The following is a 22,335-nucleotide window of genomic DNA, read 5'->3' as shown; positions in this document are numbered from 1 at the left end:
ATTTACGAAAAACTGTGGGAAGGCTATTGAGAGGAGAGGATATCGTATCGGCTCTTAGGTCGTCGATCATCCATCCATTTGAAATTTCTGAGCTTTAACTCTTCATGGTTTACTTTTCGCATCGGATACATGGTGCCATCTACGCCATTGATCAGTAACACACGTTTCGCTTTGCCATCCGCAAACCTGATCTCTACTACATCAGAACTGTTCTTATTAACACCAATAAAGTTGCCACCTTCATCTGTGGCATAATATACATTTTCAGAATTCCCTTTCGATCGTAAAAAATGTATCTGTCCGGTCGTATCAAAATATGCATTGATCGTATTACCCTTTACCTGATTGAAATAGATCGTACTGTCTACCTGACTCAATGCCATTGCATTTTCGAATACGTACAAACGTTCCGGTTTGCTTTTTTTCAGGTACATATAGATCGTATCACCTGTGACCTGATTCGACTGCGCCCATACCACAGGGGATTTGAATAAGCGAAATACAGAATCTTTCAAAGCATAAAACAAACTGTCACCAACACTTTGCATGGAGTCTGAAAAGATCTTCACGTTATAGTATGCTTCGAAATATTTATCAGTACTGTCTTCTTTTGTTGAGTCGGGCAAAAAAGTAAAATCAACACTATCTCTTACCCTGGGTACATTTTTGATCTTTAGCAGATCAGAAAGTTTTGCGGAGTAAAATGTATCTGCGGCGATGTAAATTGAGTCACGGGCTTGCTTTAACAGCAATAAAGGGCTCTGTGTAGCCAGTAATGAATTTTTCTTGTTGTTGGTTTTGATATTATTAGCAATCAGATCAAAACCTTTTGCTGAATCTTTACCTCGATAAACAGCATTGCCTCTGAATTCACTCAATCCGCTGATACTATCCAATGCCATATCATCTGCCGTCATGGTATAAGTGCTGTCATCAATTACTGGACGTTTGTATAATTCGGCTCGTTTATTTTTCAGGTCATAAAATCCTGATCTTGTTTTGATGACCAGTTTTTTATCATTTCTGATGGTTGTCGGACTCGTAAATGTAGTGATCTCCGTATCTGTATTGTATTGAAGCGTATCTGTATCGATTTTATAATCGGGATTTACCAAACGAACCTTTCTTTTAAAAATGATATCTCGTGTATCACCATAATAATATCCTTCGGTACTTGTAAGGGTTGTTTTTTCGTTTACAACTTTACCACCTTTAAGATATGTACCGATTTTAACGGTAACATCATATTCTAGTTCATCAGTGGTCAGTGTGCTTTTTCCATCAGTAAGTCTGACCTTTTTTTTCAGAAAAGCTTGTTTTTCTTTTGCCAGATATTTCAGGTATTGGGCATAGGTATGAACACTGTCTGCATCATTGATATGAATATTACCAAAAGCTTCAAAAATGTTGGTCACAGGATTTACTACGGCACTATCGGCATAAAAAAGTGTTTTACCCTGTTTGATCTTGACATTACCTGCGTAGGAGATAAATTGATTGCTGTCGATCTTTTTAATATTATTTCTATCCGCTTTCAGGAACTCGAGTAGTTGTCCTGTACCGGGTTGAGTAGTCGTATCTACTTTTTGTTGGGCATAAGTTGCCGATATGCTAAGCAATATGATCCCAAATATGAACAGACAGATATAGTGAACCCTTTTTCGCATTATTGTTTGGCCTTAGTAGAATCTAATGGAGCCATTAGCGGACCAGTTTTGTCTTTTTTACCGAACACTGAAATGTTTACATAACGCTTTGGATGAACACGCAGATCATCCATTAAAATATTTGCACTCCTTACAGTGTTGGTCAGATTATCGTACAAAGCTTTATCATTCAGGAGCTTTCCGAGAGACCCATCGGTTGAAGACATTTTTCCTAAAATGGTATTGAGGGTTTCAATTGAATTCTTTAGTTGTGCAATCGTTCCATCGATATCTGCTTTTGAAAGATTTTCGGTGGTTTTCTCAACATTGCCCAGCATCCTGGTTACTTTGTCGTTGTTATCTGCCAGATTTTTCGTGAAACTATTCACATTATTCATCGAGGCGGTAATTGCACCTGTTTGCTGATTTAGCATGGCTTGTATCGAAGCAGAAGATACAACCAGACTGGCAGTGGTCTTATTGATATTGGCGATTACTTCCTGTAAGTTATTCTTAGTAGCAGGATCGAAAATAGTATTGATGTTTTTCAGTACACTATCCAATGAGCCAACGGTGGCTTTGATCTGATCACCTACGGGACCTAGCTTATTCATGACATCACCCAACAAACCCGCATTGGATGCCGTTAAAATGGTGTCACCGGATTTTACATAGGTAGTGGCATCACCTAATGCGATAGTGATACTTGCATTGCCTAATGGATTGTCTTTGATGCTTGCAATGGAGTTGGCAGGGATATTATAGTTGTCTTTCAACTTGATGGCTACGACAATAGCAGAAAGATTCTTATCTGCGTTTTCAATATCGTACACCGAACCCACCTGAAAACCATTAATGAATACACCATTGGATACCATGATACCTTTGGTGTCGGTATATTTTGCGTAGATAATATTACCGGTTTTGAAGAGTGTTTTTCCTTTCAGAAAATTAAAGCCCAGTATCAATAAAGTAATGGCCACAGCCGTAAGTGCACCAACTTTTGTTTCGTTCGAGATCTTCATATACCACAAAACTAAGGTTTATTGTGCTATCGGTTTGGGTACTATGTTAAAGGGAACTTATTTTCGAGAACCGGTATTCGTACCGATGCCTACCTGATTCTCCAATGAGAATTTATACAAGCGGATAGAACGGGTAATTACTTCACAGATCTCTATCTGGCCTTGTTCACTATTCAGGTAATCTTCTTCATCCGGATTCGAGATAAAACCCGTTTCAACCAAAACCGCAGGCATATTCACAGCTTGTAATACCCAAATTCCTTTTTTTCGTTGTTGTGCCTGTCTGCTGATACGTCCCACTTTCTGAAATTCTTCTTCGATGGTAAGCGCGAGTTTAGCACTGCGTTGAAAATATTGCTGGGTAAGAATATTCGCCAACATGGTCTTGGTAGGGTCGTTGACGTCAGACGTTTTTCTGGCCTGTAATATCTTGAGGGAAACACTATCGAGGTATTCATCAAGTCCTTCAGTAGCCACAGCCTTGCGTTCATCGGTCTTATCAACCCCATAGATATAGGTCTCTGTTCCTTTAGCAGGATTGGGGGTTGTCCAGGTTCTGTAATCTTTAACTCTTTGTTTAACAGACTTACCTTTTCTCCTGACAGTGATGGTTTTATAACCTACAAACTCTCTTCGACGGGATGGGGCAGCGGAGTTCACGTGGATACAAACAAAAAGATCTCCCTTTGCCTGATTGGCGATATCTGCTTTCTGGATGACCGAGTGGAAAACGTCTGTCCGACGTGTCATAACGATATCTACATCAGGTAAAGCAGCCTGTAGCATCTTTTCGAGCTTGAGGGCAACTTCCAATGAAATTTGGCTTTCTGTGGAATATCGACCCCTGGCCCCAACATCTTCTCCACCATGTCCGGCATCAATAATGATCCTTTTAAGTACCTGTTTTTGCTGGGGTTTGCCTACCGGACCAGTAAATGCACTCAAAAAAGCGATCCCTAAACTTAACAAAACAAAAGCAGCATATTTAACACGCATCATATCAATTCGTTAAAGGATTATACCCAGAGTTCGGTTTACACGCTTCAAACACTATTTTTGTCGAGTGAATATGAGCAAACGCTGTAAAATTAACGCAAAAACCATGCTTCCTATTGTGGCGTGTGGATATTTGCTCATATTAACATTTCTTAAGCAGGCCGGTGCTACGAACTATCATGCACCTGTGGGTCTCATTCAGCCAGCATATGATACGGTTCCTCGTCTTCAAAAAATAGATACGTCCCGTACGAAATCTAATAGTCTTGCTCAAAAAAAACAAAGACCCGATTCAATTTCCAAAGTAGATACCATCAGAATTTCCAAGGATTCCATTGACGCGCCTATCAAATATGCGGCAACAGATTCAGGTGTTCTGATCATTGATACCAAAGAGTTTTTATTGTACGGTAAAGCAAAGACCGAGTACAAAGACCTTCAAATGGAAGCGGCCACGATCCGCTATGATCAGCAGACACAAATGGTGAAAGCATATGGATCACTTGATTCTACGGGTAATCCAATGAGTAAACCTCAGTTTACCCAAGGTGAAATGAAATCGGTCAGCGACTCTATCTTTTATGATATGCGAACGGCGAAAGGTCTGACCAAGAATACTTTTTTTCAAGAAGGAGAGATCTATGTCAATGCACAAAAACTGAAAAAAGTAAGTGCTACTGAGGTCTTCGCCAGTAAAGCCCGTTTCACCACATGTAATCTAGATACGCCGCATTTTGCTTTTCGGACCAGCAGAATGAAGATCGTCAATAATAAGTTGGGTATTTCAAGTGCGGCCTTTCCTGAATTTGAAGGTGTGCCAATGCCCATCGGGATTCCCTTTGGCATCTTCCCATTAAATAAAACACCTCAATCCGGTTTAATGGCACCTGCATTTACTGCCAGTGAAGATTTTGGATTGGGATTAGAAGGATTGGGTTATTATTTTCTCATTAGTGATTACGTTGACCTAACCACCCGAACCAATTTGTATTCTTATGGTGGTTGGATGGTGAATTTCAATTCCAAGTATATCAAACGTTATACTTTCACCGGTAATCTTAATTTGACCATTCAAAATACCAGAGCACTCAACAGGGGTGGTATTTCAAAAGAAGAGTTCAATAAGAGTCGCTCATTCATGATCAACTGGTCACATACCCGTGATAGCCGAGCTAGACCCGGTACCAGTTTCTCAGGTAACGTGAATTTTGGTAGTACCCGTTTCAATCAAAATTTGTTGAATAACCCTTTTCAGAATTTCCAGAACCAGTTAAGTTCTTCGATCAATTTTACCAAGGATTGGAGAGGTAAATACAATCTTTCTGTAAATGCCAATCACAACCAAAATAACAATACCCGTTTGGTGAATTTGAATTTACCGACTGTGAACTTTAACGTGGTTACTTTTTACCCGTTTCAACGTAAAGAACAAGTAGGGGCGTCGAAATGGTATGAAAAAATTGGTATTGGCTATAGTGGTAATCTGCAGAATCAGTTGTCGTTCTATGATACTGCCTACAACTTTAGGCGAATGCTGGATACACTCCAATGGGGTGCGCAACACAATATTCCCATAACGCTCTCTTTGCCTTCTTTAGGCCCTGTTACAGTAGCGCCGAGTGTTTCTTATGAAGAACGCTGGTATGGGCAACGTATTTTCAGAAGTTGGAATAGTGCAGCTAAAAGAGTGGATACTACTATTCAACGAGGTTTTTACGCAGCCAGACAAATGGCTTTTGGTATCAGTGCCAATACACGAATTTTCGGTACGTATAACATTAAGTCGAAAGATGGAGGAAGGACCATCAGGCATGAAGTAAGACCCAGTCTTTCGATCAACTATCGACCGGATATGGCTAAAAAGTATTACTACAATACGCAAGTTGATAGCACCGGAAGACAATTGCGATTCTCTCAATTTGAAGGCGGGATCATCGGTGCATTTTCAGAAGGTACTTTTGGAGGACTTTCATTCGGTATCGATAACCTACTTGAAATGAAAGTGAAGGATAAAACAGATAGTACCGGTAAGGCCACTAAGAAAATAAAACTGATCGATGGTTTTGGTTTTAACTCATCGTATAATTTTTTAGCAGACAGTTTTGCTTTGGGCAATTTTAATATTTATGCCCGTAGTACATTGTTTGATAAGATCAATATCACTGCAGGAATGAATCTGGATCCATATGATGTTGACCGACAAGGATATCGTGTGAATCGTATCCTTTTTGATCCTGCCAAATTGAAATTTGGAAGAATTACCAGTGGTAATCTGGCCGTGTCTACCTCTTTCACCAGTAAGCCCAAAGATGGAAGTACAGATGAAAAAAGAGAGATGCCGATCGATCCGTTCATGACCCCTGAAGAACAACAGAGACAATTACAGTTTGCAAGAGCAAATCCTGCTGAGTTCACGGATTTCAATATTCCATGGAGTTTGAATCTGGGGTATTCACTCAATTTTAATCGTGTGCTAAAGCCTGATTTTACAGGATTTGAAACACAATTATTTTCAAGCATCAACTTCAATGGAGATTTTAGTCTGACCGATAAATGGAAGTTAGGAGGTAATGGATATTATGATATCTCACAAGGTGGATTACAACAATTCAGTATGTTCATTACCCGTGAAATGCATTGTTGGCAATTGTCAGTGAATGTAACACCGATTGGATTATTCCGCTCTTTCAATATTACGATCAACCCTAAGTCAGGTATTCTGCGCGACCTTCGGATCAATCGAAGCCGGGTGTTTTCTAATTCTGGATTTTGATCAGGTTACGCATGTTCCTGATAATAATTCCACATGATCGAAAACAATTCTTCTTTTAACGCAACAGCAGATTTGCCTTCTGATGAAACAGGAGGGAGAAAATGCATTTCCAGTTGATGAGGCATCAGATAGAAGAAGATATTTGCGGGTAAGACTTTTTTCGTGTGTAATAATATCACGGGTAGAACGGGCTTTCCGGTATCAACAGCCAGCCTGAATGCCCCGTCATAAAAGCTTTTCAAAGGATCTCCGGTTCTGTTTCTTGTTCCTTCAGGATAGATCAGCATATCTAAACCAATGGCTAACATCCGTTTCATTTCCTCATAACTTTTTCTACGACTTTCATCACTTTTTCTGTCTACCAGTACACTCCCGAAAGTATAGATCCATCCAAAAAGCGGGATCTTAGCAAAACTTTTTTTGGCAATTGTTTTATTCGGTCGTGGCATGAATGGCGTGCTGACAGGTACATCCATCAAACTATTATGATTGCAGACAATCACATAATTTGTATGCTTGATGAAATGTTCTTTTCCTTTTACTTTCAGTGGGCAGCCGATCAGATGTAAATAGATCCACATCCACACACGTGATACATGTCTATGCCAGCTTGCTTTTGCAGGATCATCCAATAAAAAACAAGGCAGATAAAAAATAATTGCGGGTAACATCGTAAGGATAAAAAGAATCAACGCCCATACTGCAAAGATTCTTCCTAACACCAATTTCCAGAAAGGAGTATTGTTTTCTTTTTTCATCATTTTTCTACTTCAGTTGATAAATCCCAGTCGATCGGTGACAGCCCTTGCTTCATTAATAACTCATTGGTTCTGCTGAAATGTTTACATCCGAAAAAACCTTTATCTGCGCTGAAAGGGGATGGGTGTGCAGCTTTCAGCACATAATGTTTAGTTTCATCGATCAGAATTTGTTTTTCTTGTGCGAATCTTCCCCACAATAAAAAAACAATCCCCTTTTTTTCATCGGATATTTTTCTGATGACAGCATCCGTAAAATCCATCCATCCAATTTTTGCATGACTGGCAGGTTCATTCGCTCTAACAGTTAGCACCGCATTCAATAGCAAAACGCCTTGTTTGGCCCACTTGGTCAGATCACCCGTTTTTGGGATAGGCATTCCAATATCCTTATTGAGCTCTTTATAAATATTACCGAGTGAGGGTGGAGGAGGTACGCCTTCCGGAACTGAAAAACTTAAACCGTGTGCTTGTCCAGGCCCATGATAGGGATCCTGACCCAAGATCACCACTTTTAACTCATCGAAAGGGGTTGTAAAAAAAGCATGGAAGATCAGAGAGCCCGGTGGATAGATCACTGCACCAGTAGCTCTTTCTGTTTTCAGGTGCGTGGCAACCTGTAAAAAGTAAGGCTTGGTGAATTCATGTTTCAGAACTGCTTTCCAGGATTCTTCTATTTTGACATCCATAAGGCTTTGTGCTTATGCAGCGAAAATACAGAATCATTCAGGGAAATAGCTTTAGTATATCACGGTAACGGTACCGGAGATCGGCTTTAACCTAGGGGATGCCTTAATCAGATAATAATACACACCAACCGGAACAACACTTCCATCATTCGCTTTTCCATCCCAAACACGTGTATAACCTTTCGATCGATAGATCGACTGACCATTACGCGTAAATATTTCAATGGTTGACTCAGGATAATAATCGATCAAAGGGATGAGCCAGTAATCATTGATCCCATCACCATTGGGAGAAAAAATATTTGCAGGCAGAATATCCGCATCATCAATATTGACATTGACCGGTTGCACTACAGTACAGCCTTCATTACTGGTCGCTTTTATAAAGTATGTTCCTGACTTTAAAACACGTTCAGGGCTGAATAAGGTTTTGGTGGTGGCACTATCTTCCCAATAGGTATACCTCCAGTTCTGACTAAATGGAACAGCCGTGGTTAAGTTTACGGTTCTCGGTATCTTAACTGTTGGTGGATCAGTGACGATAAAATCCGGATATGGATGTATGGTCACTGTAGCAGGACGAATCACACTACATCCGCCTATGGATGTGACTTTCACAAACAGATTAGTCGTGTTGGTAAAAATATTATCATCCTGAATTCTATTTGCTCTAGCGGCTGCATCTAGCCAATAAGAAACAGTTGCTGTTGGATCACTGCCCGCGGCTAAGTTTGCGGTTGACAATGAAAGAGAGCCACAAACGGCAGCATTGTTGACCACAGTTAAAGGTGGGGCGGTGATCGCAATATTGATGGCTTGTATTACAGAACATTTGAATGGATCTGTAGCCTGAATAAAATACGTGCCTGTTTTTGAAACAGAAGAAGCATTCAACAAAGGTTTGGTGGCTTTGAGATCCTCCCAAAAACTATAACTGAGGTCTGACCTGTTACCGGCAACAAGTGCAGGGTCAAGAAGATTAACGGTATTCGGGATACATTCAGCAATGCTAGTTGGAATACGAATAGACGGATTATCCCTGATCGTAACATTCACAGGTTTCGTATCCGTACAACCCGCTTTATTACTTGCCTTGATATAGTAAGTACTACTATTGATAATAGCTTTCGGGTTTACGACAAAGACCGATTCATCAAAGTCTACAAAATAGGCATAGTTCATGTCAGGAGTACTGCCTTTCGTGATATCTGCGTGCGTGAGATCCAATCCGGGGTTTCTACATGCATCAATATTTGATGTTACATTGAATACAAAAGGATCCAATGATTTGGTGATCGTTGTGTACAAAGTATCAAGACAGCCCTGGTTGGGGAATGGCGTGATCTCTAATGCCAATCTTGTTCCAGGAAGTGGCGCAGGATTGATTTTTAAAGTATTTTTTTCACCCAATGTTTTAGAAAAATCATCCGTAAACCAACGATATCCCTGAAAGCCATAGGGTGCCGTTAAAGTCATGTTGGTAACATCCGTACAAAAAACATTACCGGTGATCGGTGTAGTACAGTTCTCATTGATATCAATATACGCATACCCAAAATGGCCGCCCAGTGTACAATCATTGACCGTGAATTCCAAGCGAAGGGTTTTATCTTCAAAGCCGGGTAATCTCAAAGTGATCGGCGCCCAATCTTTATAGTATACATTCGGGCGACCTGAATTTGAAAGTTTGAATCCGGGAAGATTTGCCGCAGCTATGAATTGAAAGGAGCCGCAGCTTTCATATTTATTATCAGTGACATTGAACACTTTTACACTGAACAAAGGTTGTTCATGCGGTTGGTGGGGTGGATTTTCCAATACCACAGCATAATTGTAGATGATACTAAAATCTCCGGATGTTCTTGGAACCGTAAATGTGTAGTTCAATCCATGTGCATCTCTACCACCTGTTGCTGTTCCCAGTTTGACGGAGTATCCACTTCCATTGGGACAAACAACAGGAAAACCACCAAATTCATCTGTATATTTTCCATCTGCAGCAGCGCTCATCAAAACATGGTTAAAAGGATCGGGTACCTGAGAAGACATGGTAATATTACCCGCTCCATCAATACTGCCTTTTAATGTTTCCCAATTATCAAAATTGCCTTTTTCGAAACCGATATTCGGAGGACATTGTGCATATGTGAAGCTATTGATGCCTATCATCAATACCATGAAAAGCCCAATCACCTTTTTTTTACTATACCAATAATCAAACAAAGACATCATTGCGTTTTACTTCTGATACATACATTAGTCAGACAATTCAATTGTCTAAAGAGTTGCATAAGTTGGATTTCAGGCAGGGTAGGGTATCCTTTCAATGATAGCCGCGTTTCTAAATTAACTAAATTTCATACATAAATGCCATATCTGTGTAATGTATTGCCGGTTTTTGGGATGATTGGTTTATCATTCAATATAGCAGGTTAAAAGGGACGGATTATTACATAAATCTCCCTGCCGGATAAATTTGGCATCATTTTTTCAAAGGCTTTTTTAGTCAAATCGTCTTATATGAGAAAGCCTGTCGTTTTTCTGTTTATTATATCAGTTCTTTTGATCCAATCCTGTAAAAAGGAAGCATCCACTGTGGTTCTATCTGGGCCTGTTGGCATCAATGACAATAGAAATGTAGGTGCTTCAGCTGCAGAGTTATTGGCGTCTGATAATTATACATCGCTCACGGTTGAGGTACAATACAGTCCGGGTATGCAGTTGCAGGAGCAAACATTTACCAATCTGCAAAGTTTTTTGGAACAAAGACTGAATAAACCCGGGGGTATTACGCTACAACGCAAACAGGTAGCATCTATTGGTAAACCGGTAGTGTCAATAGCTGACATTACTTCTTTCACTGATCAAAATAGAACTGCATATACGGATGGAAATCGAATCACGGTCTATGTTTACATTGCTGATGCAAATTTTGATAAGGATAATGTAGTAGGGGTTGCCTATAGAAATACTGCCATTTGTTTATTTGGTAAAACGATACAATCGAATAGCGGAGGGATCAATCAGGCCAGTAGGGTGAAAGTGGAGTCAGGTGTATTGTTGCATGAGATCGGGCATTTACTCGGGTTGGTCAATAATGGAACCGGAATGGTAACGCCACATGAAGATGGTGATAACCGTGCGCATTGCACCAATACCAATTGTTTGATGTATTATACCATTGAGACAACCGGATTAATGAATATGTTGAACAATGCTATCCCGCAATTAGATGCTAACTGCATCAATGATTTGAGGGCAAATGGAGGGAAATGATTTTCCAATAGCTATGAGCTTAAGCCCGTGACCATTCGACTAAGTGTTGGATACCTAAATTACTTGACCAGGAGGTGTTTATATGATGAAAAAAACGTAAATTAGTTCTCTAACTGCTTTGTGTCCTGAACCCGGGAGTTTGGTTGGCAGATCTATGTCTGATACCGCACTAAATGGTAGTCTGACCAAAACCTGAGTGTATGCGTTTTTTTGTTGTTTTACTCTTTCTCTGTATTTCCCTTGCAATCAAGGCAAATGATACTTGTGTCACTTTAAAGTCTTCCATGTATGAAGATGTCAAAGAGTTGTATTTAACCAACAAAGATGGCTGGTTATTTAAAAAGGGGAATGATTCTTCCTATATAAATGGGCAAGGTTGGCAACCCCTTAAGCCGGTGCAGCTTTCTGCGAAAATGGCTGACAATAATGGTAGATTGGAAGGTTGGTTTCGTTTTCGATTCAAAGTAGATACGAGTATTTCCAATCAACCTCACTATTTCTATTTAGGAAGAAATGCCTCTTTTGAAGTGTTTCTGGATGGACAAAAAATTGCACAAGTAGGTAATGTCAATGGAGTGAATAGGTTAGAAGTTGAGTCTTTTGAATTCGAACGAATTCCTTTTTATGTGAAACTTATTTCCGATAAGGAATATTTACTTTCTATTCACATGGTGGATTATGTCATTCCTGCCAAGCCACTCTTGACTTTTAAAAAAGATTCCTTGGTTTTGATGTCTGAAGTTGGCGAATTAAAAAATCTTTTTGAACTGAATAGTGTAGATTTTTTAAAATTTCATACTGAGAACTTAAGCTTCATGAAGAAGTTTTTGATGGCTATCATGACGGTTTGCATTATTTTAGCACTGCTATTTGTATTGTTGTTTTTCTTCAATACCAAAGAACAGCAGTTATTATTATTTGCAAGTCTTTGTTTACTGGTAGCATTCTCTATCCTTGGAGCTACTCCGTATCTCTTATTTGTAGCTTCTCCTTTGGATCTACAGGTGTTGTTTTCTTATCTGGCTGATTTTTGTTTTATTGCTATTCTGGTGTTGATGCCTGTGATTATTGCTAATATTTATCATTATTCATTAAGTAAGTATCAATATTTTCTGCTACTAATATTGATTGTTTGGGATGTATATATTCATTATGACACAGCGGATAAATCAATCGTACTGATTCCTACGATCTCCTTTTTATTATTGCTATGGATTATTATTGGTACTCCAAAAAGATTTGAAGGTCCCAATAAGGTGGTTATGATGGGTTTGTTATTCACTGTTTTGGCTCAAACGAGCTTTGGAATTGTACCTAATGAGTGGTTTAACGGTTATCATAAGTATAAATTAGCTACGCTGGTTAGTATATATACACTTTCTTTTCCTGTAAGCTTATTAATTTATACTGCTATGCGCTTTAAACAAATGATTCATGAGGTGGAAGCTCGTGCAGCTGAAGTGATTAAACTGTCAGAAGAGAAAAAAGAACAAGCATTGCGTCAAAAAGAAATTTTGCAGGAAGAAGTAAATACGCAAACTGCAGAACTGCGTACAACTCTTGCGAACCTGCAAGCCACACAAACACAATTGATTCAGGCAGAAAAAATGGCTTCTCTAGGTGAACTTACTGCAGGTATTGCACACGAAATTCAAAATCCGTTGAACTTTATCAATAATTTTTCTGAAGTCAATCAGGATCTGCTTGCTGAATTGAAAACTGCTGTGGAAAAAGGTGACTGGGATGAAGTAAAACTATTGGCAGCAGATGTTCAAGCCAATGAAGATAAGATTACACATCACGGTAAAAGAGCAGATGCGATCGTAAAGGGAATGTTGCAACATAGCAGACATAGCACAGGACAAAAAGAAGCGACAGATATCAATGCACTTTGTGATGAGTATTTACGATTGGCTTATCATGGATTAAGAGCCAGTGATAAAGGATTCAATGCGCAACTTTCTACCTCACTTGATCCTGCAGTGGGTGTAGTAGATGTCATGGTACAAGAACTAGGTAGAGTCGTTTTGAATCTCATCAACAATGCCTTTTATGCTGTACATGAACGAAAACAGAAAGAAGGTGCGGATTTTATTCCTCAAGTGACTATCACTACCCAAAGAGTCGACGATCAGATCATGATAAAAGTTGCTGATAATGGAGGTGGTATTCCTGCAGCAGTAAGAGAAAAAATATTCCAGCCCTTTTTTACTACTAAACCCACGGGTAAGGGAACAGGCCTGGGATTAAGTCTGAGTTATGACATCATTACCAAAGGTCATCAAGGGAAAATAGAGTTGGAGACAAAAGAGGGGGTTGGAACTACATTCACCATCATACTTCCTGTAAAATAAACCATGGCATTGACGAAGGCATTGAAAGAGAAAATTATCAGCAGGCATAATGAAATGTTTGAAGCATTTCTGCGAGGTGATATTGAAGGATTTACTGCCTGGTGGACTGATGATATCGTGATATATGGCACAGCTATTAGTGAAGTGTTTACCAGTAAACAAGTTGCCTTTGATTTTTACAAGTCTACCAGTGATCAGGTGACCGGTTTGGTAAAAATGGAAAATAAAAAGATCAATGTACATGAGCAAGATGGGTATCTCATTTTAACTGAGGAATCGGATTTTCATGTCAAGATAGGTGACGAATGGATGTTTTATCATCATAGTAGACTGACCGGAGTTTGGTCTGAAATCAATGGTGAATGGTATACTACACATGTACATATTTCTTATCCGGATGGTTATTCAAGTGAAGGACAGCAGATCAACCCTGAACAACTGCGGTCGGAAAATATTAAACTGCTGGCAGCAGTAGAAGAAAGAACAGCAGAATTAGCGCAAAAAAATCGTGAACTGGAAATAGAGATTGCACTTGATAAAATTCGAACACGTTCCCTCTCTATGCACCATAGCAATGAGATTCTCGAAGTGGCGTATCTGGTTTCCGAAAAGCTGAAAGAACTATCATTGGGTATTGATGCCGTAGCGATATTGTTGCTTCACGAAGACCATTATGAATATTGGATTGCTAATGATGAAGGGGCTTACACTACTAAGATTATCGATGATAAGATTCATGCAAATCCTTCTGCTATTGCCAGGAATTTTTATACCTATAGTCAAAAAGCGGAGGATTTTACAAAGTGTTATTCTGGAGATGAGAAGCGGAAACATTGGGAATATCTATTCACTAATACTGGATTCAGCATTGTCCCTGAAGAACGAAAAGCATTTATTCTATCACAATCTTATTATAATATTTGCGTCTCTTTTCATGACAGCATCTCACTTGCCATAGTACGTTATAATGATCGTGATTATAGTGAGGCAGAGCAAAGTATTGTCAAGAAGTTCTGTAAGGTATTTGCACAGGCCTATACCCGTTTTATGGATTTGTATACTGCGGAAAAGCAGGCTAAAGAAGCCAGGATAGAAGCGGCACTCGAAAAAGTACGAAGCCGTTCATTGATCATGCGCAGTTCTGATGAATTGAGTGAAGTGGTGAAGACCGTTTTTGATAATCTGCGCGACCTGGAATTTAATTTATCAGATTCTGCTGTTGTGATCAACTTATTTCAGGAAGATTCTGATGATATCGTACAATGGATTACTGATAATGAACAAACCTATCCAAGAAGCTTTAGACACCCTCATTTTGATAATCCAATACTGAATGATATAAAGTCGGCTATAAAAAGGGGGGTAGATTACTTTTCTGCTACTTATTCATTTGAAGATAAGAATGCTTTCTGGAACTACTATTTTGAACATACAGACTTTAGTCGATTTCCCGATCATATTAAGCAAGATATCTTGCAGAGAAAAAGCTATGCGCAAAGCATGGCTTTGCAACAGTTTACGGGAATACTGTTTCCTAATATAGAAGGAAGAGTGTTAGATAATGAGGAAGGACAAATTTTAAAGCGATTTTCCATTGTATTCGAGCAAGCTTATATCCGTTTTCTGGATTTAAAAAAAGCAGAAGAGCAAGCACGCGAAGCACAAATAGAAGCCGCATTGGAGAAAGTCCGGTCAGTCTCTTTATCAATGCAGAAAAGTGAGGATTTGCCAATAGTCGTAGAAACAGTTGAAGAAAAACTACTGGAATTAGGACTCAAAGTATCCGGAGGAATTTCTATCACCATTTTTGTGGAAGGCACAAAAGACTTCTTGAACTGTCTATTGATGCTGGATAGAAAAGAAAAAGCTACATTTTATTACCAAAACTATTTTGATACCCAAGCTTTCCGTGATTTTTATGAGGCTAGAGCCAATGGCGAAACCTATATCAATAAAGTGTATAATGAAGTGGATTCGCGTGAACATATTGATTCAATATTAGCACAAGAGTCTTTCCAGCAAGCAGACTATGAAGTCAGACAGTGGATGCAAAGCAAGGATGTCTACGCCTATGCTGCTGCTCTCATGAAGTATACAGGATTGTTTGTGTTTTATTTTGATAGAGAATATTTATCTCAGGATTTTGCTTCCATTTTACAACGTTTTGCCAATGCATTTGAACAGGCGTATATCCGTTTTCTGGATCTAAAAAAAGCAGAAGAACAAGCCCGTGAAGCAAAAGTGGAAGCAGCATTAGAGCGTGTGAGAAGCAGAACAATGGCGATGCAACGAAGTGAGGAATTGTCTGCTGTTGCCCATTTGTTGTTTGAAGAATTTAAAGCTTTGTATACAGATGCTGGTCACGTATTATCCAGGGCTTTTGTGATTACTGTTGATGAACAAACAGAGCGGTTTACTTTTTTTATTACCACTACAGATGGTGAGTACCTGCAAACAGCTTACCCTTTGCCATTTGATGAACCAACAAACGGAGCCCCCTTGTTCCGGTGTTGGAAAAATCAAAATGATCTATTGGTAAATGAATTGGAAGGTGATGTCTATAAGTTGTGGTTGAATTATTTGGACAGTATTCACTTGTACGTAAGCTCTGAAGTTCGTCAAATGAATAAACGAGTAAATAATTATGCTCGTTTTGCTAAGGGATTCATAGGAATTACATCAGTAGATAAATTAACCGATCTAGGATTGTCAATACTACAACGCTTTACCAAAGTATTTGACCAAACCTATACTCGTTTTCTTGATTTACAGGTAGCAGAAGCTAATAAAAAATCAGCAGTTAAGCAAGCGGCTATTGATAGAATCCGTGCAGATATAGCATCTATGCGTTCTGTGGAAGATTTGGATCGCGTAATACCTCTGATCTGGAACGAGCTCCATACACTACAGATACCTTTTTTACGCTGTGGAATTTTTATCATGAATGAGCAGGAACAAACGATCAATACATTCTTATCGACCCCCGATGGGAAATCTATTGCTTCTTTTCCCTTGTCCTATCAGGCATCAGACAATATTAATGATGTGGTGAGTCATTGGCAGCGAGGTGAATTGTATATCAATCAATGGAGTATAGATGCTTTTCACAGTTTAGCCGATTCTCTGTTGGAGCGTAATATCATTGAGCATAGAGAACAATACTTGGCCTCTATTCCTGATAAAGGGATGTATCTGCATTTTGTTCCTTTTTTACAAGGAATGTTGTATGTAGGTAATGCAGAGACCTTATCCGAAGAAGAGCTAGATGTTTTGCAATCAGTCTCCAGTGCTTTTTCTACTGCCTATGCACGTTATCAGGATTTCAGCAATTTGGAAGCTGCAAAAAAGGAAATTGAAAAAACATTACAAGATCTCAAGCAAACACAGCAACAGTTAATACAAGCAGAGAAGATGGCTTCATTAGGAGAGCTCACAGCCGGTATTGCCCATGAAATACAAAACCCATTGAATTTCGTCAATAATTTCAGTGAAGTGAGTCAAGAGTTGATGGATGAAATGAAAGTAGAGATAGCCAATGGCAACTATAAGGATGCTGACCAATTGGCTACAGATATCAAAGAGAATCTCAATAAGATCCACCACCATGGGAAAAGAGCAGATGCTATTGTAAAAGGGATGTTGCAGCACAGCAGAACTAGTTCAGGCAAAAAAGAACTTGCTGATATCAATACTTTATGTGATGAGTATCTACGATTGGCTTATCATGGGCTAAGAGCTAAGGATAAAAATTTCAATATCAAATTTGAAACAAAGCTTGATAGTACAATAGGTTTGATTCAACTCATACCGCAGGATATCGGTCGTGTTCTTTTGAACCTAATTAATAATGCATTTTATGCGACGAATGAAAGAAAGAAAAAGGATGAGCCTGGCTATGAGCCTATGGTGAAGGTTACCACTGAGAAATCAAATGACTCGATCCGAATTTCTGTAATCGATAATGGTTTGGGTATTCCTGATTCAATCAAAGAGAAAATATTTCAACCTTTTTTTACCACCAAACCAACCGGACAAGGAACTGGTTTAGGACTCAGTCTTAGTTATGATATCATAACCAAAGGTCATGGGGGTGAATTACAGTGTACAAGCAACTATTTATCAGATGAATCAGCTATGACTCAGGCTGGAACAGTATTTACAATCATATTACCGTATAAGTACTCATGAAAAAATTAGTTACTACCATATCATTTCTTTGTATCATGGTTGCTGTGATAGGGCAGCATGCTTTTTCTAATTATAAAGTAGTGCATTACAATTCCAAAAATGGGATGCCTACTGACTTTATCATGAATGCATATCAGACCAAAGATGGTTTTATATGGATGAATACCTATGAAGCTTACCTCAGATTTGATGGTCGGCAGTTTGTGAATTTTAATTCATCGAATACACCCCTGATAAAAACCAATAACAATACGAGTTTATTTTGGGAAGCAAAGGACAGCACACTATGGTTGCCAACCGGACGCGGTTTGTTATCCTATAAAAATGGACAATTCAAATCTTATTTGCCGGATTTCTCAAATTTATTTTTAGAGGGAACAACACAAAAAGGAGAACTATTACTGTATTCATCGTCTAACAATCGAAGAGGGGTATACATAAAATTTGATCCTTCTACAGCAAGATATGATACGGGATCTGTGCAGATGTTTTTTGCAAACTATTACAAAACAGGACAGAGTGCAGGCGCTGAATCACAAAACTGGTCAGTTAGACGAAGCAAAATTGTACATCGTGAAAAAGATGGTAGCTGGAGAGTTATAGGAGCGGATGAAGGAATCAAAGATGATATGCTCTTTAGTCGCGATGATATTTTTGTAGATAGTAAGAACAGGGTGTGGGTCACTTCAATTTATGGATTGTTTTTTTGGGATGGTAAAAAGTTCATTGTATATCCTGGTATGGAGGCTTCGAAAGTTCCATCGCCGAATCCAAGTATGGCGCGGATGGCTGAAGATCAGCAAAAAGGTATTTGGGCACCTGTTGGTAATACCATCGCTTATCTTGCTGATGGCGAAACAAGATTTCAATTCTTTCCAGAGCAGCAATTACATATTCAGACATTACACAACATCAGTATAGATCGAGAACAAAATATCTGGCTCTCTACTGACAGAGGATTGTATAAGATCTATAAAACAAAAGTGGTGAATTATGCAGAGGCAGAAGGGATAGACAATAACAGGGTATCGGGTATTTGTGAAGTGTCCCCGGGGAAGTTTCTAGTTAGCAGTGCCAATAGCCAATTGTATTGGTTGGAAAATCAAAAGATCACCCCCTATAAGCCTCGATCCCCTAAATTATTGGAGTCACTGACCAATTTTATCTGTATCAAAAAAGATTCAAAGGGGAATATCTGGATCGGACATCAGGCCGGTGTGCTCAAGATCACATCAAAAGGGGAGATCAATATTCCAACATCTAGACAAGTAAGGTTCATTGAGGAGTCTCCTGATGGTAAGATTTATCTCGCAATTTCTTTTACCGGCATCGGTGTAGTGAATGATAAAGACCAGATTGATATGTTGCCATATCCTGGAGTAGATTTTTCTACCAGTTATTTTAGTTCATTGCGACATCTTAAAGATGGGGCCCTTTTACTTACGACTTATCGTACCGGAGCTTATATCCTAAGAAAAGATGGTAAAAAGCAGGTACTAGATCTTTTCAATGGGGTAGAAGATGTAGGGATCTTTAATGCTTATGTAAAAGAAAATGGTGCAATATGGTTTGCTACTCAAAATGGACTTGTCAAGTGGGATAATGGACACATTGACCATGTGGATGCTACTCGTTCAGGTCTTCCACAAACAGCCATATTCGATATACTGGAAGACCAAAAAGGGAATTGGTGGATGCCTTCTAATAATGGGGTGATCTATGCTCCATTTAATCAAATCGAACAACACATAAAAAACAGGACAAACGAAATCCCGTGGCGATTGATCGATGAGTCGGATGGAATGAATAACAGGCAATGTGTGGGTGCGCGTTATTCCCGTGTATCAAAAGATGGGAAACTTTATATTGTTAGTATTGGAGGACTGGTGGAGATCGATCCGGCAAAGTTGACCACCAATAAAGTACCGCCTATTGTTCGCATCAATCATTTACGGGTGGATGATTCTTTACACTATTCAAATGGTGTGGATGAGATCATACCGGGAAATCACAGGTATGTATTCGATTACAGTGTATTGAGTTTGGTAGCGCCAGAAAGAAATGCCATCTACTTTAGATTGGTTGGTCAGGATGATAAATGGATCAGATCAAGTGGTGATAATCGTGCCTTCTACACAAACTTACCTCCGGGAACTTATCGTTTTGAAGTAAAAGCAACCAATAATGATGGCGTATGGTGTGAAACGCCTGCTTTTTATGAGTTTACAGTGTTACCTCATTTTTATCAAACAGTATGGTTTAAGATCATCTGCATTTTATTGTTATTGTTAGCAATATGGCTTTTGATCAGATGGCGAACCAGCGCGGCAAAACTGCAAACTAAAAAGCTCGAACAGCAGGTTGAAGAAAGAACCAGAGAATTGACGCAATCCCTTAGCCAGCTAAAGTCAACACAGTCGCAATTGATACAATCCGAAAAAATGGCTTCGTTAGGGGAGTTGACTGCCGGCATTGCTCATGAGATTCAAAACCCATTGAACTTTGTAAATAATTTCAGTGAAGTGAGTGTTGAGTTACTTCAGGAAATGAAGATGGAGTTAGAGAAAGGAGATGCCAATGAAGCTAAAGTTATTGCCAATGATGTGATACAAAATCTGGAAAAAATCACTTATCATGGTAAAAGAGCGGACAGTATTGTAAAAGGGATGCTACAACATAGTAGAAGTAGCACAAGCCAGAAAGAATTGGCAGATATCAATGCTTTATGTGAAGAATATCTTCGATTGGCGTATCATGGCTTGCGAGCAAAGGATAAATCATTCAATGCCAATTTTGAAATGAAGCCTGATATGAACTTGCCTAAATTAATGGTGGTGCAACAGGAAATTGGCAGGGTGATTTTGAATCTTATCAGCAATGCGTTTTATGCAGTCAATGAACGAAAGAAAAAAGAAGCAGATAATTTTATTCCAACCGTAAAGGTTATTACAAGGTATGATAACAATGTAGTGACTATTGTAGTAGAAGATAATGGATCAGGCATACCTCAATCGGTTCAACAAAAAATATTCCAACCCTTTTTTACGACAAAGCCGGCCGGACAAGGAACCGGTTTAGGATTGAGTTTGAGCTATGATATTATCAAAGCTCATGGAGGTACAATTCAAATGGAAAGTAAAGAGGGAGAAGGAACTTGTCTTGCTATCTATTTGCCAACATCATAAATACACAGTATTTTTCAATACCCAAAACTAAACCTAATGAAAATTCTTGTTGTGGATGACGAAACAGATGTTCAGGCTTTGTTTGAACAACGTTTCCGAAAAGAAATCCGATCCGGTGAATTCCAATTCGCCTTCGCTTTCTCCGGTGAACAGGCATTGGATTACATGCAACATAATCATCATGAAGCCGTTTTGATCTTATCAGATATCAATATGCCGGGTATGAGTGGACTCGAATTGCTCCGTGAGATCAAGGAAAAATATGAAGCTCCTCCGCCTGTTGTAATGATGCTCACCGCATATGGGGATCAGGAAAATCATGACCAGGCTATGCGTCTGGGTGCGGATGATTTCTTAACTAAACCCGTGGATTTTCATCTACTCAAAGAAAAACTAAAAACCCAAACAGCATGACCAAAATACTTGTAGCCGACGATGAAGCAGATCTGGAGCTGTTGATCAGGCAGAAGTTTCGACAGAAAATCCGGGAACAGCAATATGATTTTGTGTTTGCCTGTAATGGAAATGATGCACTCGAAAAATTATCCGCCCATCCCGACATCGATGTTGTACTATCCGATATCAACATGCCAGAAATGGACGGTCTGACCCTGCTCACTAAATTAGGAGATGTTGCTCCCCTTACAAGAGCTGTAATGGTATCTGCCTATGGTGATATGGACAATATCAGGGTTGCCATGAATAAAGGTGCTTTTGATTTTGTAACCAAGCCTGTCAACTTTGAAGATCTTGAACTCACGATCGAAAAAACGATCAAATATGTGAATCAACTCAAAGAAACACTGCAAGCGATTAAGGAGAATAATATCCTGAAGATGTATGTAGATTCCAATGTGCTGAATTTCATGGGCACGAAGGAATATGAACATTCATTACTGGAAAACGAAACAACAGAAGCTACTGTTGCTTTTATTGATATTTGTGGATTCACCAGTATCAGTGAAAAAGAAACGCCAGATACAGTGGTTCGTTTATTGAATCATTATTTTGATCTGATGGTGAAAGAGATCATTGCACAAAATGGCATCATTGATAAGTTCATAGGTGACTGTGTAATGGCTGTTTTCAAAGGTGATTTTCATCTTGATCGAGCGATTGAAGCCTGCTTGGCCATTCGTAATCGAATCGATGCACTGCCGGAAGAACACAGCTTTAGTCCACATGTGTCTATTGGCATCAATAGTGGTGAAATGATCTCTGGTAATATTGGGTCTGCTACTCTGAAAAGGCTTGACTATACCGTAATAGGTGATGTGGTAAATACTGCACAAAGATTACAAGCAGTGGCAGGCAGGGGGCAAATACTGATCACTGCTGAAGCATATGAGAAAGTAAAAATGTCTTTTCAATGTCAATCGATTGGCAAGAAAAATCTGAAAAATAAAGAAGAAGTAGCTGAACTTTTTGAAGTACTTAATTAATAG

The 22,335-nt window shown here is 39.1% G+C and carries 13 protein-coding genes; 7 read left to right on the top strand and 6 right to left on the bottom strand.

Annotation, left to right across the window (positions count from 1 at the left end; translation table 11 throughout):
* Positions 1–23: 23 nt before the first annotated feature.
* The 3 genes from ABXG83_RS03285 to ABXG83_RS03275 are packed head-to-tail and all read right to left on the bottom strand — an operon-like array spanning position 24 to position 3,670.
* Positions 24–1,667, bottom strand: a complete 1,644-nt coding sequence (locus ABXG83_RS03285; protein ID WP_353550064.1) for an OstA-like protein — start codon at positions 1,665–1,667, stop codon at positions 24–26.
* On the bottom strand, positions 1,667–2,671 hold the full coding sequence (locus ABXG83_RS03280) for an MlaD family protein (protein WP_353550063.1): 1,005 nt from the start codon (positions 2,669–2,671) through the stop codon (positions 1,667–1,669). Before ABXG83_RS03280 ends, ABXG83_RS03285 begins: the two co-directional genes overlap by 1 nt.
* A gap of 57 nt (positions 2,672–2,728) precedes the next feature.
* Positions 2,729–3,670 (bottom strand): N-acetylmuramoyl-L-alanine amidase, encoded by a 942-nt coding sequence (locus ABXG83_RS03275; protein ID WP_353550062.1) that lies wholly within the window; start codon positions 3,668–3,670, stop codon positions 2,729–2,731.
* A 103-nt stretch (positions 3,671–3,773) separates the two neighbouring features.
* Here ABXG83_RS03275 and ABXG83_RS03270 point away from each other — a divergent pair, with 103 nt between their 5' ends.
* A complete protein-coding gene (locus ABXG83_RS03270; RefSeq protein WP_353550061.1) occupies positions 3,774–6,440 on the top strand; it encodes a putative LPS assembly protein LptD in 2,667 nt (888 codons plus the stop codon).
* A 5-nt stretch (positions 6,441–6,445) separates the two neighbouring features.
* On the opposite strand, the gene ABXG83_RS03265 is transcribed toward ABXG83_RS03270, so the two are convergent.
* The 3 genes from ABXG83_RS03265 to ABXG83_RS03255 are packed head-to-tail and all read right to left on the bottom strand — an operon-like array spanning position 6,446 to position 10,116.
* Positions 6,446–7,201 (bottom strand): lysophospholipid acyltransferase family protein, encoded by a 756-nt coding sequence (locus ABXG83_RS03265; RefSeq protein ID WP_353550060.1) that lies wholly within the window; start codon positions 7,199–7,201, stop codon positions 6,446–6,448.
* Positions 7,198–7,887, bottom strand: coding sequence for a uracil-DNA glycosylase (gene ung / locus ABXG83_RS03260; protein ID WP_353550059.1), 690 nt, complete (start codon positions 7,885–7,887; stop codon positions 7,198–7,200). The genes ABXG83_RS03265 and ung overlap by 4 nt, the downstream gene beginning before the upstream one ends.
* A gap of 51 nt (positions 7,888–7,938) precedes the next feature.
* Positions 7,939–10,116, bottom strand: coding sequence for a gliding motility-associated C-terminal domain-containing protein (locus tag ABXG83_RS03255; RefSeq protein WP_353550058.1), 2,178 nt, complete (start codon positions 10,114–10,116; stop codon positions 7,939–7,941).
* Positions 10,117–10,407: 291 nt separating this feature from the next.
* Between ABXG83_RS03255 and ABXG83_RS03250 the strand changes: the two genes are divergently transcribed.
* The 6 genes from ABXG83_RS03250 to ABXG83_RS03225 all read left to right on the top strand — a co-directional run bounded on the left by ABXG83_RS03250 (position 10,408) and on the right by ABXG83_RS03225 (position 22,332).
* Positions 10,408–11,163 carry a hypothetical protein gene (locus ABXG83_RS03250; protein ID WP_353550057.1) on the top strand — a complete coding sequence of 252 codons (756 nt, stop codon included), beginning with the start codon at positions 10,408–10,410 and terminating at the stop codon, positions 11,161–11,163.
* Between the two features lie 200 nt (positions 11,164–11,363).
* The gene (locus tag ABXG83_RS03245; protein ID WP_353550056.1) at positions 11,364–13,517 is read left to right on the top strand and encodes an ATP-binding protein; all 2,154 of its coding nucleotides are present in this window, start codon (positions 11,364–11,366) and stop codon (positions 13,515–13,517) included.
* A gap of 3 nt (positions 13,518–13,520) precedes the next feature.
* Positions 13,521–17,705 (top strand): ATP-binding protein, encoded by a 4,185-nt coding sequence (locus ABXG83_RS03240; protein WP_353550055.1) that lies wholly within the window; start codon positions 13,521–13,523, stop codon positions 17,703–17,705.
* Positions 17,702–20,890 (top strand): ATP-binding protein, encoded by a 3,189-nt coding sequence (locus ABXG83_RS03235; RefSeq protein WP_353550054.1) that lies wholly within the window; start codon positions 17,702–17,704, stop codon positions 20,888–20,890. The genes ABXG83_RS03240 and ABXG83_RS03235 overlap by 4 nt, the downstream gene beginning before the upstream one ends.
* 36 nt (positions 20,891–20,926) lie before the next feature.
* Positions 20,927–21,304, top strand: coding sequence for a response regulator (locus ABXG83_RS03230; protein ID WP_353550053.1), 378 nt, complete (start codon positions 20,927–20,929; stop codon positions 21,302–21,304).
* Complete coding sequence (locus ABXG83_RS03225) at positions 21,301–22,332, top strand: adenylate/guanylate cyclase domain-containing protein (protein ID WP_353550052.1); 1,032 nt, start codon at positions 21,301–21,303, stop codon at positions 22,330–22,332. The genes ABXG83_RS03230 and ABXG83_RS03225 overlap by 4 nt, the downstream gene beginning before the upstream one ends.
* Positions 22,333–22,335: the final 3 nt, after the last annotated feature.

The organism is Sediminibacterium sp. KACHI17, from assembly GCF_040362915.1.
Taxonomy (GTDB): domain Bacteria; phylum Bacteroidota; class Bacteroidia; order Chitinophagales; family Chitinophagaceae; genus Sediminibacterium.
The sequence above is the reverse complement of the archived record's forward strand: the minus strand, read 5'-3'. Positions and strand labels throughout refer to the sequence as shown.

Coding starts and splice junctions, on each gene's coding strand:
- ABXG83_RS03285 (WP_353550064.1), bottom strand. CDS start 1,667: ATGCGAAAAAGGGTTCACTATATCTGTCTGTTCATATTTGGGATCATA.
- ABXG83_RS03280 (WP_353550063.1), bottom strand. CDS start 2,671: ATGAAGATCTCGAACGAAACAAAAGTTGGTGCACTTACGGCTGTGGCC.
- ABXG83_RS03275 (WP_353550062.1), bottom strand. CDS start 3,670: ATGATGCGTGTTAAATATGCTGCTTTTGTTTTGTTAAGTTTAGGGATC.
- ABXG83_RS03270 (WP_353550061.1), top strand. CDS start 3,774: ATGCTTCCTATTGTGGCGTGTGGATATTTGCTCATATTAACATTTCTT.
- ABXG83_RS03265 (WP_353550060.1), bottom strand. CDS start 7,201: ATGATGAAAAAAGAAAACAATACTCCTTTCTGGAAATTGGTGTTAGGA.
- ung (WP_353550059.1), bottom strand. CDS start 7,887: ATGGATGTCAAAATAGAAGAATCCTGGAAAGCAGTTCTGAAACATGAA.
- ABXG83_RS03255 (WP_353550058.1), bottom strand. CDS start 10,116: ATGTCTTTGTTTGATTATTGGTATAGTAAAAAAAAGGTGATTGGGCTT.
- ABXG83_RS03250 (WP_353550057.1), top strand. CDS start 10,408: ATGAGAAAGCCTGTCGTTTTTCTGTTTATTATATCAGTTCTTTTGATC.
- ABXG83_RS03245 (WP_353550056.1), top strand. CDS start 11,364: ATGCGTTTTTTTGTTGTTTTACTCTTTCTCTGTATTTCCCTTGCAATC.
- ABXG83_RS03240 (WP_353550055.1), top strand. CDS start 13,521: ATGGCATTGACGAAGGCATTGAAAGAGAAAATTATCAGCAGGCATAAT.
- ABXG83_RS03235 (WP_353550054.1), top strand. CDS start 17,702: ATGAAAAAATTAGTTACTACCATATCATTTCTTTGTATCATGGTTGCT.
- ABXG83_RS03230 (WP_353550053.1), top strand. CDS start 20,927: ATGAAAATTCTTGTTGTGGATGACGAAACAGATGTTCAGGCTTTGTTT.
- ABXG83_RS03225 (WP_353550052.1), top strand. CDS start 21,301: ATGACCAAAATACTTGTAGCCGACGATGAAGCAGATCTGGAGCTGTTG.